We start from the raw sequence: 12318 nt of genomic DNA on the forward strand, positions 1-12318 counted from the left end.
CCCCGCTGGCTCGGCAGAACGCCGCGCAGCCATAATGCGCCGCATGTCGCTCCAGGGAATCGACGCCTACCGAGACGACGACACACTGCCCGCGCTGGTCCAGCGGGCGGTCGGGGCGGCGCGCAGGCACGGATTTGCGTTCTCCTGCAGGCCCGAGCAGGGGCGGCTGCTCCGCGTGCTGGCCTCTGGAGCGCGCCACAGCATCGCCGAGACCGGAACAGGCTGCGGTGTCGGCCTCGCCTGGCTCGCCTCGGGCGCGCCTGAAGGCGCCCGCCTGATCAGCGTCGAGCGGGATGCGGAACGAGCCCGCATCGCGGCCGAAGTCTTCCAGGGCTGTGACCATGTCGAGGTCCTCCACGGCGACTGGCGGCTCATCGAAAGGTACGGCCCCTACGACCTGCTTGTGCTCGACGGCGGAGGCCAAGCCAAGGGCGACGGCACCGCAGACCCCGCGCGCCTGCTCGCCGCCGGCGGCACGGTGGTGATCACCTCAGCGTGATAGTCGGCACCCGTCTGCCGAACAGCTGAGACCAGCCACGATCCACCGACGCGACGAGGTCCGTCCCGGTTTGCTTCCGGCGCACAGCGATGTCGCATGGCGGAAATACAATGCCGCGTAGCGGAAAATTATCCTGGGGGGTTGGGTATGTGGCGCGACGTGCGGGTGAACCTGCTGGAGTTCGGGGCGTTCGTGCTGCGCGGCGTGGCACAGGTCGTGTTCCTCGACAGCGCTTGGGCAGGCGCCGTCTTCGGCCTCGCGCTGTGCACGGCGGACTGGCGCTACGGCGCCTACGGTGTGGGCGGCGCCGCCCTGGGCGCCGGCACAGCGCAGCTGCTGGGCGTCGCCCGTGACCGGGTGCGGACGGGGCTGGAAGGCTTCAACTCCTGTCTGACCGCGCTCTGCTTCGCTGTGTTCTTCGAGGCGGGCAGGCTGTCCACGGTGCTGCTGGCCGCCGCGGCCTGCCTCGTGGTCACCGTCGCAGCAGCGGCCGTGGTCCGCCTGCTGCACCTGTGGGCTCTGCCGACGCTGACCCTCCCCTACTGCCTGCTGGCGGGCGCGGTCACCCTTGCCGCGCCCGCCTTCCGGCGGATCTGGCCTCATGGCGAGAGCCTCGCGGCGCTGCCCCACGCCGCGTCCGGACCCAGCGTCCTGCGACTGAACGACGTGGGGGCAGCGTTCTTCCGCAACATGGCCCAGGTCTTCTTCCTGGACCAGTGGTACGCGGGGGCTCTGCTGCTCGCCGGCCTCTTCCTGGCGAGCCGGGTGGCGGGGTGGGTGGCCTGCTCCGGCAGTGCGACAGGAATCCTGACGGCGTGGGCGCTCGGGGCGCCGGCCGCACGGATCGCCGACGGCACGATGGGCTACAACGCGGTGCTCGTCGCGCTGGCGCTGTGCGGGGTGTTCCTGCCCGCCGCCCCGGCGACCCTGTCGTACGCGCTGCTCGGCGCCGCGACCGCGACCACCCTCACACCTGCCCTCGCCAGTCTGCTCGCCCCGTCCGGCGGCCACCCGCTCACCTGGCCGTTCGTGCTGACGACCCTCGGCTTCCTGCTGGCAGCCCGCTCCTTTCCGCGCATGACCGGCCTCGAAGCACCAGCAACCGGGCAACCCCGGGCCGGGCGGACGGAACCCGCCGGAACAGGATCCTGATCGGCGGCCAGCCGAGGCGCGGGATCCGCCCCCGGTTGAAGTCGCCGACGGGCTGGCTGACAGTGGGAGACATGAGCCGTCACCGGCGCCCTTCCAGGAGGGCCCCGTGGATCGCGGCCGGAGCTGCTGTGCTCGTGCTCGGCGGCCTCGGCGTATGGCTGGCGGTGCCGAACGGCGGAACGCCCAGGCCGCACCCGTCGGCCTCGGGGAACCTGTCCCTGCCGACGCCGAAACCGCCACAGTCCCAACCCCCCGCACCGGAAACATCCAGCACCGCAGGGTCGACACAGACAGGCACGGCCGCACCCAGCCCGACACCGACACCCACAGCACCGACGGCGACGAACCAGCGCCCAGGGGCACCGACCAACCAGCCGACGCACCGCCAGACGCCGGCTCCCCCGTCAGCCGCACCGACGCCGACCGCCCGGACACCACAGGCGACCCCGGAACCCACCCGGTCCACAGCGCCCCCGCCCCCGGCACCGCCCTCACGGACCCGGACGTCCCCGGCGCCGACACCTACGGGGCCGTCGACCTTCGCGCCGTCCCCCGCCCCCACGCCGACGGCCAGTCGCACCGGTGCGCCGACCACGACGTGGTACACCTCCCCCGCAGCGGTCGCCGCCGCTCACCGCATGGCCGCCGCCGGGGCGGTCGGGGACCCCGCGTGCTCGCTGGCCGCCGTGGGCCGGCCCGACCCCGTTCTCGTCCCGCAAGGCATCCGCATCGGCATCGGGAACCAGGGCAGCTACTGGTGCCTGATCTGGTAGGCCTCGTACCTCAGGCCAGTGCGGGTTGCGGTTCCGGTAGCCGGGCTGTTGCGGCCTTCGAATCCCACTGTTTGGTGGTCCGCAGGTAGCCGTAGACCACTGAGGCCATCGCCAGAAGGAGAAGCGGCCCGAACACCCACGGATACCTGGCCATCTCCACCGGCAGAAAGCGGTACGACACCAAGAGCGCGGCAAATACCGTCGCGCCATGGAGGACCAGCTGGATTCCTGACCGGTCCCAGCCGCGGTCGAGCGAGCGCAGGGCCGCCTCGACCGTGAACGCGAATACCAGGCCGGCGACGAGATCCACGCCGTAGTGGTAACCGAATCCCAGTGTTGCGGTGAGCGTGGCGACCAGCCAGAACGTGCCCGCGAACCGCAGAATCCGCGGGCCCTTGCGGGAGTGAATGAAGATCGTGGTAGCCCACGCTGTATGCAGGCTGGGCATGCAGTTGCGAGGAGTGATCCCGTCGTACGCGATCGGGTGCGGGCTGCTGATCGGCGGCGGTGTGTGGGGCCACAGGTCGGCCACCGCCCAGTGCAGGCCCCCGGTGCCGAAGGCACCCGGGCCGTAGGCGAAGACCGGTCCCACCACCGGGAAGATCATGTAGATGCCCGGTCCGACGAGGCCGATCACCAGGAAGGTGCGCACCAGATGATGGCTCGGGAAGCGGCGCTCGACCGCCACGTCGCGCAGCTGGTACAGCGCGACGACGACCGCGGCCACCGCGAGCTGCGCGTAGATGTAGTCGAGAAGATGAGCGCCGATCGGGCCGGTGGCCCCGACGATCCGGCCCACCAGCCATGACGGGTTGCCCAGTGCGTGATCGGCGGTTGCCACGTACTGGTCGAGCACCGACGGCCGGGTCCTGGACGTGATGAGCAGCCAGGTGTCGCCCGTCTTCCGGCCGGTCACCAGCAGCAGGCCCAGCCCGACGCCCTTCAGCAGCAGGGCACGTTCGGCGCCGGTGCGGCGCGTGAGGGCGATGACCGCACAGCCCAACATCACCCACAACGCGCCGTTGCCGAAGGGGTGGCCCTCGGTCGCCTTGACGCCGATCACCCACCGCACCAGCACGAAGACGACGTCGATGCCGATCGCGACACCGGCCGCGATGAACCGTTGCCGCCAGGTGAGCACCACCATCATCAACGCCATACCGGCGTACAGCAGCGGCCCCGATTTCGGCGCGAAGATCACCTCTCGTGCCTGATCGGTGAGCGGCCCCGGTTGACCGTAACCACGCGCGGCGATCTCCAGCGCGATAAGGAACCCCAGGGCTGCCACACCCACCGCGGCCCACAGGATCGCCCGTGGTCGACGCCACGCGGCGAACCCAATTCTGCAGTTTTTTCGCGAGGACTCCCGCGACGCTTTGGATATCAATTTTTCAGCCGATTTGTCAGATTTCAGGGCGATCGTTCGTGAGTTCGATCATGTTATCGGAACGGAGCGGGCGTGTTTCGCCGGTCAAGGGTGGCGCATAGGCCGGTCGATCCCTCGCTCAACACTCCTAGCATGTGGAGCCGCGACTCGTGGGGTATCGCGCCCGAGCCGCCCGATCGGCAGGTGCCGGCGCACAGCACAATTTCCCGTGACCGCGTGCGGATTCCATGTCCGCGTGGACGAATCACGGGGGACCCTCTGGCGCCGCAGCAGACGCTGGTGTTGACGCCGCTCAGGTGGTGCGCCGGTCCCGCACGGCGTCGCGGGTGAGTCGTCGGGCGGGCGGTGGGAGCAGCGGTACGGTGTGCCGCAGACAATCACCGGGCCAACGCCCTAGGATCGACCAGGGGAGTTCCATGCCACACCGCCGTCCGCGCCACCGCCGCAGACTCATAGCCCGTGCGGTCGGTACCGCAGGCGCTCTGGCCGTCGCGGTAGGTGCCGGAATGACGCCGGCGACAGCCGCTGAGAAGGCACCCCACAAGCCCACGGCCACCGCGTCCTCACCCGGTCAGGCCGCGCCCTGGGCACCCGAGAACGACAGCATCCCACCGCAGAAGGCGGTGCACCCGGCCCTCACGCCCAGCCTTGGGCGCAGCCCCGCTCTCCAGCTGACGCTTCCCGCGCCGAGCGGTCGCTACCGAGTCGGCACGTTCAGCCAGCACCTCGTCGACAAGTCCCGCAACGACCCGTACGTGTCCGGCAATCGGGCACGCGAGCTGATGGTGACGTACTGGTATCCGGCCGCCTCCACGTCCGGACACGCTCAGCCACCGTGGATGCCGTCGCTCTCGGGTGATCATTTCCTCTACTCGCGCGGCCTGTCGCCGCAGCAGGTCACGCTGCCGCAGACCGCCGGACACGCCCTCGCCCCGGTCGACACCCAGCTCGGCAAGCTGCCCGTGCTGCTGTACTCGACCGGTCTGCACTCGGACCGCGCGATGGGCACGGCGCTCGCTCAGGACCTCGCCAGCCGCGGCTACCTCGTCGTCACCGTCGATCACACCCACGACGCCAACGAGGTCGAATTCCCGGGCGGACGGCTCGAGGTCAACAGCATGCCGGCCGGCGCGCACTCGTCCGACACGCTCAACGTGCGCGCCGCCGACATCCGTTTCGTCATCGACCAGCTCGGCACCATCGCCAAGGGCGGCAACCCGGACTTCGATCACGCCAAGCTCCCCTCCGGTCTGTCGCACGCCGTGGACACATCCCGTATCGGGATGTTCGGCTGGTCGCTGGGCGGCGCGGCGGTCGACACCGCCATGCAGCTCGACCACCGCATCGACGCCGGCGCCAACCTGGACGGCCAGCTCTTCGGCTCGGCACCCGGCAAGGACCTGAGCCGCCCCTTCATGTTCTTCAGTTCCGGCACCCACAATCGGAACAACGACTCGTCGTGGCGCAAACTGTGGCCCCATCTCAAGGGATACCGGGTCGACATCCAGCTCCACGGCTCGAGGCATCTGTCGTTCAGCGACAACGAGGCGATGGTGCCGCAGGAGGCCGGCCTGCTCGGGCTCTCCCAGGACCAGCTGAAGCAGCAGTTCGGCACCATCGATCCCGACCGAGCGATCATGATCCAGCGCGTCTACCTCGCGGCCTTCTTCGACCAGGAGCTGCGCCGCAAGCACAGCACCCTGCTGGACGGACCTGCCAAGAGCTACCCGGAGATCTCCTTCGTCCGCTGACCGGACGCTCCAAGAACGGGCCCCCGACCGGGGGCCCTCCCTTCTGGTCCAGGTCCGACTTGACCAGCCGCCGCGCGGTCCTCTAGGAGGCATGGCGCAAGGACGCGAGGGTGACGGCTGCGCGATCTCATGCGGCTAAAGTGTGCGCTTGTCGAACATTCGAGCGCTCGTCGCCGGTTGAGAGAGGATCCACTGCCCTGCCCACCGCTTCCCGGGCGCCGCGCCGACACCGCACCCCCCGGCCCCTCCCCTATGCCGCGGATCGGCGAGGGTGCGCCTGCCGACCGTCCCGCTCGTCGTGCAGCTGCCGCTGGTGGCCGCTCTCGCGGCCGACACGTGTACGGCGCCCGGTGCACCGGCTCCCGCGGCGCCGCGCTCAATGCGCCGGTCTCCGCCGGGAAGGCGGCCGTACTCGGCAGTACGGTGCTCGAACCGGGCACGGGCACCCGGCTGCCGTACGGCCGTGCGTCACTGTCGCTGATCGTGGCCCACGTCGCCGCTCTGGCGTCCGGCCACGGCATGACGCAACCGCGCCGGGTGGCCGCGGGCAAAGGACGCCGTACGCCGGCACCAGACCGCCGCTCGGACAGCGCGCCATGGCTGCTCACCGTCCCGCAGGGGCCGGCCCCTGCTGCAACCACGGCAACGGGCGCACCGTCTACATGCTCGACGCCTACAGCGACGCCGACGTCACCCACGCCGGCGGGGCGGCGTCGCCGACCGCAGCCGACGAGCACCGCGGCCTGTACATGTGCCTCGACGACAGGAGCCGCCACCGCTTGTCCTCCAGCCGCTCTGCCGCCAACGGCCCGAGCAGGCACGCACTGCCGGGCGGTGTGCTGCTGGACGCCACCGACCATGTCTGTGATCTCCGAGCCGCCCGCCGCGTGACCCGCCGCACCGCCTGACCACCGATCCGAGGACCCACCCCATGGCCACCACTCCCACCGCCCAGCCCACCGGCTACCCCGGCCGCCGGGCATCGCACCGCCACGACGGCCGGCCGGAAGCCCCCTTGCGCTGGGAGCGCCCGGCGCTCGCCACGGTCCTGGTCGTCGCCACGTTGCTGTACGCCTGGGGCATGGGGCACGCGGCGATCCATCCCTACTACAGCGCGGCGATACGGTCGATGGCCGGCAGTTGGCGCGCTTTCCTCTTCGGCGGCCTCGACCCCAGCGGTTCGATCACCCTCGACAAGCTCCCCGGCGCCTTTTGGCCCGAGGCCGTCTCCGTCTGGCTCTTCGGGCCGCACACATGGGCGGCGGCGTTGCCGCAGGTCATCGAGGGTGTGCTCACGGTCTGGCTGCTCCACCGGATCGTACGGGCCTGGGCCGGGCCGTTCGCCGCGCTGGTCGCCGCGCTGATACTCACCTTCACGCCGGTCACCGTGGTACTCAACCGGGCCACCATTCCGGACACCGCACTGACCCTGCTGCTGGTGGCAGCCGCCGGAGCCCTGCAGAAAGCGGTGCGGGCCGAGCGGCTGCTACCGCTCATCACCTGTGGTGTCTGGGTCGGGCTCGCCTTCCAGGCGAAGATGCTGCAGGCGTGGCTGGTGCTGCCGGTCTTCGCCGTCGTCCACCAAATCGCCGCGCCCGGCACCCCGTTGAAACGAGCCCTGCGCTGTCTGCTGGGCGGCGTGGTCGCGCTGGCCGTCTCCTGCTCGTGGGTGCTGCTCGCCTGGGTGACACCCGCCGCGGACCGCCCCTACGTCGACGGCACCTCCAACAACAGTCCGTTCAGCCTGGTCTTCGGCTACAACGGCATGAGCCGCTTCAGCGACGATCCGAGCGCGTTCGGCGCCGTCGCGGGCACGGCCGCCAGCCGGACCGACGGAAACACCGGCTGGGGAATGCTGGTCAACCACACGATCGGCCCGCAGATCGCCTGGTTCCTGCCGCTCGCCGTGCTCGCCACCGTACTGGGCCTCGTCTGGCGCGCCCGTGAACCGCGAACCGACCTGCTGCGTACCGGATTTCTCCTGTGGGGCGGGTGGCTGGCCGTACACGCCGTGGTGTTCAGCGTCTCCAACGGCAATCACCCCTACTACACCGCCGTCATCGCCCCTGCGCTCGCGGCGCTGGCGGGCGGGGGGCTCGCCCTCTTCCGGTCCGCGCACGAGGCGGGCGGTCCCCGGCGCGCGGCGCTGCCGGCAGCCATCGTGCTGACGGTGGCCTGGGCGCTGGTGCTCGACTGGGCGACCGGATTCGTCTCCTGGCTGCTGGCGCTCGCCGTGATCCTCGCGGTGTGCGGCGCGCTGGGCCTGTGGATCCGTGGGCCGCGCGTCTCCCGCCGGCTGGTCCAAGGATCTCTGGCCGCCGGAGTCGTGGCCACCCTGCTCGTGCCGCTCGGCTGGGCCGCCTCCTGCCTCGATCCGCTCTACGCGGGCGCCTCCACCTCGCCGACGGCAGGTCCGGTCGGCAAGGTCTACCACACCGCCCTCGACCACCGATCCGCCCTCCGCCGGGTGGGACTCGACCAGCCCAGCCGCCGCGACACCGCCCTGCTCGACTACCTCATCAGGCACCGCCACGGCGAGAAGTACCTGCTGGCCACCCAGGCCGCCTACCCCGCGGAGCGCCTTCTGCGCGCCGAGTCCCAGCCCACGCTCGTCATGGGCGGCTTCACCGGCAAGACCCCCTTTCCCACCGCCCAGCAGCTCGGCACCCTCGTCAGCACGCGCCAGCTGCGCTACGCGCTGCTCACTCCCCGGCGGCCCGCGACTCCTGCCACAACCTGGGTGAAGTCCCACTGCACGCGCCTGCGCCCCAAGGCCTACGGATGGCGCACCAGGGGCAGCTTCGCCCTCTACGACTGCGGCCGACAGGACTGAACGGCGGCCGCAGACCCTCAGGCCGAAGGTTCTGCGGGTGTGGACCCCGGCGCCTGGATCTCGGCGTCGATCGCGGTGGCCGGACGTGCGGGGCGGTGGCACCTCGTGTCCGCCCGGGTGAGGTTGCTTGGATGGTCGGTACCAGGTGCGCAATCACCCATCCGCTGCCGTTGCCGCTGATGCCGGACTGGCTCGCACCAGTCAAAGTGTGCGGGGGTGTGTTGCACGTGGTCGCCCTCATTGGGCGCCTGCGCGCTCTCGGCTTCGCACAGCAGCACGTCGCATCCCTCGGCCGGACTCGTCAGACCGGCACAGGGCGCCGTGTCCACGGAGTACACCAGCGACCGGCCTGCGGCCTGGACGCGCAGCGCGAGGGCCGGGATGCCATGCGCCACCGCCCGGCTGGTCAACCTCAGCGGGCCCACGGCCACTTGATGGCCGTCGTACAACTCGGTGACCGCGAAGGCGGATTCGGTCGGGCTGCGGACCGACGTGTTGGTGAGGAAGCCCGCCAGCCGGTCGGCGATATCGGGCGGCCCGTAGAGCGGGATCGGTGCGGCGAGGCGGACATCCACAGCGAGGTCGTGGGGCGGCACGTGAGACCTGGAGCAGCACTGCCTGGCCGACAGCCAGTGACGCTGCGTGCGCAAGTCGTGACTGGCTGCGGGGATTGAGGCCGGTGGTGGTGGTCGGAGCTCCATGGGTACTCGGCTCCAGCAGAAGACCGACGCAACGGAGGCAACGCTGATGAGCACGGTCAGGGAAACGGTAGAAGTCGACGTGCCGGTCCACACCGCCTACAACCAGTGGACGCAGTTCGAGACGTTCCCGGACTTCATGGAGGGCGTGGAGGAGGTCAGGCAACTGGACGATCGTCACAACCACTGGACCACCAAGATCGGTGGAGTGCGGCGGGAGTTCGACACTGAGATCGTCGACCAGCTCCCCGACGAACGCATCACATGGCGCACCACCACAGGCGACACGACCCAGAAGGGCATGGTCCGCTTCGAGCGCATGGACGACCTGCACACTCGGGTGGAACTCGTCATGGATGTCGAACCGAGCGGAGCCGCGGAGAAGGTCGCGGACATGCTCGGGACGCTCGACCGGCGCGTCAAGGGTGACATGAAGCGCTTCAAGCAGTACATCGAAGAGCGCGGAGAAGAGTCCGGAGCATGGCGCGGACGTATCCGCCCCGGGGGCTAGTGGTAACTCCCTGAAGCCCCACGACCCGCCCGCCGGCGCCCAGGCGTTGAGACGGGCGGGTCTCCAGCGGGGAGTGCCCGCTGATCGGACGGCTGACTTCCGGTCAAACACTGGCCGACGCGCCGAGGCACCCTTTCATCATCCGCTCACGTCGGGTGATGCTCTGCTCACCGGGGGAGATCAGTAGCCGCCAACCCACGGAGGAACAGACGATGCCTCTCGGAACAATCGCCGTGTACAACAGGGCGGACGGCGTGGGCGTCATCACCGACGAGGACGGCGAGAGGCGCCCGTTCTCCGGCATGGAGACGCAAACCACGTGCGAGGGTCAGCGAGTGGTCTTCGACATCGTCGGCCACAAGGCCACGAACGTGATCGCCGTTCGGTGACCGACCCGTTCACCAGCGCCCCGCCCCGGCAGAATCGGGAGCGGGGCGTGCTGCCGTCGGGACGGTGACGGGTGCCGGAGTGCCCCAGGCGCAGGGAAAGCTCGGCGGCCGTACGCCACGCTGTCACGCCTGCTCGACGAGGGTTCAGCCGAGCATCTCCGCCAGGACCGCGGCCACGACCGTGAGTACGGCGACCGGCAGTATGACCATGCGGAGCCGAACCAGTCGACCGGTGAGGTCGTAGCGCGCACGGGCCGACGCGTGCCGCTGATCGCTATGCCCGAACAGAGCCCGGCACCAGCGACAATCCCCTCCCCTGTCGTCCGGACGAGAGGCGTCGGTCAGCTGAGCGAAGGGCATACCGTCTCCGTCCTCCATCGCAGCGCTCATGCCGGGATCAACGACGCGTCCCGGTACCGGGCCACCGTCAGGAGTCGGCTCGTGATCCCTCCGCCGCAGGATCGTGACCGAGGACGGGGCCCCACGGCGTTTTTCCGAGGGGAACTCGCACCGTACTCAGTCACCGAGACCGCGTCCGAGGTTTCTCACAGCCTGGCGCCGAAGTCCTGCGTCCACCAGGGGCCGCCGGTGCCCTTGTGGACCCCCACGCCGATGTCCTTGAAGGAGCAGTTGAGGATGTTCGCCCGGTGGCCCGGGCTGTTCATCCAGGAGTCCATGACTGCTGCGGCGGTCTGCTGTCCCTGGGCGATGTTCTCGCCGTAGGTGGACCAGCGATAGCCGGCGGCGGTGATGCGCTGTCCGGGGTCGGCACCGTCCGGGTTGGTGTGGTCGAAGAAATGGCGAGCGGCCATGTCGTCGGACTGGCCCTGGGCGGCCTTCTGCAGTTGCGGATCCTCAGCCAGCGGACCACAACCGGCGGCTGCCCGCTCCTTGTTCACCAGCGCAACCACTTGGTCGACCGTGTCGGTGGGCTGGGCAGGGCCCTGCGTCGTCTTCGCCGGGGCCGGAGCCGGTCGGGTGGACTGCCGGGCCGTGGGTGCGCTCTTCCCGGCAGGGCTCGCTGACTTGGCAGGGCGCGGCTTTGTCTTCTTCTTCGCCGCGGACGGAGACGGAGAGGGCGAGGCCGACCGAGACTCATCGCCGGCGGTGGGCGTGGAGAGGTCCGGGACGGGTACGGCTGCTCTTTGGTCGGCGTTCGTCCGGTCGGGGCTGGTCCCGGAGTCCGTACCGAAGTACCACAGGCCGCCCCCCACGACGCAGGCCGCGACGACGGCGCCGCCGACGGCGCGGCGCCGCATGCGCCGACGTCGACGGGACCGGCTGCGCGAGCCGGCGGCCGTGCCCGGTACCCCGCGTCGTCCAGTGCCGGGGCGCATTCGGGTACCGTCACCGACGCCCTCGAACGGTGCGGCGGATCCAGCCGGGACAAGCGTCCCGGACGCGGAGAACTCCCTGCCCAGCAGCGTGGATGACACCGCGACCAGCGCCAGGCCGGCCAGCAGTCCTTCCGCGGGCATCAGTCCGCTCCACAGTCCGCTGCAGCGGGGGCAGCCGCGTGCGTGCCGGGCTATTCGTTTGCGCCACAGAGCCGAGGGCCGGCCGTCCCAGGGGGCCAGCACGGTCCGGAGTTCCTCGCACAGCGGCCGTGCGTCGAGCGCTCGTACCACCACGCGGGCCGCCTCGAGCTGCGCCTTCATCCGCTGCACCCGGACCGCTGTGTGCTGTGGCGACAGGTCCAGCGCCGCGGCGACCTCGGCGCGGGTGAGTTCGCCTGCGCACTCCAGCCACCACAGAGACAGCAGTCCCCGGTCGTCGGGCTCCAGCCAGCGCGTCGCCTGCGCTGTCTCCTGGCGTTGTCCTGCGAGCTGGAGCTGCACCACGGTCAGGTCGACGAAGTCAGCACCGGGATCGGCCAGGTCCTCGGCCTCCTCCACGGCGCCCGGGGCGGAGCGCCGATGCTCCCAGTGCACCCGGATCTGGTTCATCGCGATCGCCACCAGCCAGGACCGGAAGCGCTCGGGCGTCCGCAGTCCGCCCAGCCCGTCCAGGGCACGCAGCATGGTCTCCTGCACCACGTCGTCGACATCCACCGAGCCGTTCAGAGCCCGGCCGACGATGTTGTAGACCAGGGGGAGGTACGCGTTGACCAGAGCGTCCTGAGCCTGCGTATCGCCCTCTCGGGCGGCTGTGACCAGTACCGCCGTCTCCGCCGCGTCCTGCGTGCTCATAAAGGTGCTTCCCATCCTCGAGGCCGAACGATTGTGTCCGATACCTGGGAGACCGCTCGATGCGCCCCCGATAACACTTCTTCGTGAGCGAGTTCTGGTCCCGGCAGGTCACAGGGGTGGAAATCCCGCGAGTGCC

Annotated in this window: 9 protein-coding genes and 1 pseudogene; 7 read left to right on the forward strand and 3 right to left on the reverse strand. The window is 70.3% G+C overall.

Annotation, left to right across the window (positions count from 1 at the left end; genetic code table 11):
- The first annotated feature begins 43 nt into the window (after positions 1-43).
- Together ABZ624_RS17395 and ABZ624_RS17400 are read left to right on the forward strand one after the other, a co-directional pair.
- Entirely contained in the window at positions 44-499 is a 456-nt protein-coding gene (locus ABZ624_RS17395) for an SAM-dependent methyltransferase (protein WP_360088792.1), read from the forward strand.
- Positions 500-646: 147 nt separating this feature from the next.
- A complete protein-coding gene (locus ABZ624_RS17400; protein WP_360089382.1) occupies positions 647-1651 on the forward strand; it encodes an urea transporter in 1005 nt (334 codons plus the stop codon).
- 783 nt (positions 1652-2434) lie between these two features.
- On the opposite strand, the gene ABZ624_RS17405 is transcribed toward ABZ624_RS17400, so the two are convergent.
- The gene (locus ABZ624_RS17405; RefSeq protein ID WP_360089385.1) at positions 2435-3766 is read right to left on the reverse strand and encodes a phosphatase PAP2 family protein; all 1332 of its coding nucleotides are present in this window, start codon (positions 3764-3766) and stop codon (positions 2435-2437) included.
- Positions 3767-4317: 551 nt separating this feature from the next.
- On the opposite strand from ABZ624_RS17405, the gene ABZ624_RS17410 reads away from it, so the two are divergent.
- The 3 genes from ABZ624_RS17410 (at position 4318) to ABZ624_RS17420 (ending at position 8395) form a co-directional block, all read left to right on the forward strand.
- The gene (locus ABZ624_RS17410) at positions 4318-5562 is read left to right on the forward strand and encodes a hydrolase (RefSeq protein ID WP_360088795.1); all 1245 of its coding nucleotides are present in this window, start codon (positions 4318-4320) and stop codon (positions 5560-5562) included.
- A 596-nt stretch (positions 5563-6158) separates the two neighbouring features.
- Entirely contained in the window at positions 6159-6470 is a 312-nt protein-coding gene (locus ABZ624_RS17415; protein WP_360088798.1) for a hypothetical protein, read from the forward strand.
- A 23-nt stretch (positions 6471-6493) separates the two neighbouring features.
- Positions 6494-8395, forward strand: coding sequence for a glycosyltransferase family 39 protein (locus ABZ624_RS17420; RefSeq protein ID WP_360088801.1), 1902 nt, complete (start codon positions 6494-6496; stop codon positions 8393-8395).
- Between the two features lie 212 nt (positions 8396-8607).
- Here the strand turns inward: ABZ624_RS17420 and ABZ624_RS17425 are convergent.
- Positions 8608-8967 (reverse strand): annotated as a pseudogene (locus ABZ624_RS17425) (MBL fold metallo-hydrolase); the annotation flags it as partial.
- 175 nt (positions 8968-9142) lie between these two features.
- Between ABZ624_RS17425 and ABZ624_RS17430 the strand changes: the two are divergent.
- Positions 9143-9604 carry an SRPBCC family protein gene (locus ABZ624_RS17430; RefSeq protein WP_360088804.1) on the forward strand — a complete coding sequence of 154 codons (462 nt, stop codon included), beginning with the start codon at positions 9143-9145 and terminating at the stop codon, positions 9602-9604.
- Between the two features lie 212 nt (positions 9605-9816).
- Positions 9817-9993: a hypothetical protein gene (locus ABZ624_RS17435; protein WP_360088807.1), complete on the forward strand. Its 177-nt coding sequence runs from the start codon at positions 9817-9819 to the stop codon at positions 9991-9993.
- Positions 9994-10538: 545 nt separating this feature from the next.
- Here the strand turns inward: ABZ624_RS17435 and ABZ624_RS17440 are convergent.
- Positions 10539-12182, reverse strand: a complete 1644-nt coding sequence (locus ABZ624_RS17440; protein ID WP_360088811.1) for a sigma-70 family RNA polymerase sigma factor — start codon at positions 12180-12182, stop codon at positions 10539-10541.
- Positions 12183-12318: the final 136 nt, after the last annotated feature.

Origin of the sequence: Streptomyces sp. NPDC007205, assembly GCF_040634095.1 — a bacterium.
In the GTDB taxonomy this organism is placed as follows: domain Bacteria; phylum Actinomycetota; class Actinomycetes; order Streptomycetales; family Streptomycetaceae; genus Streptomyces.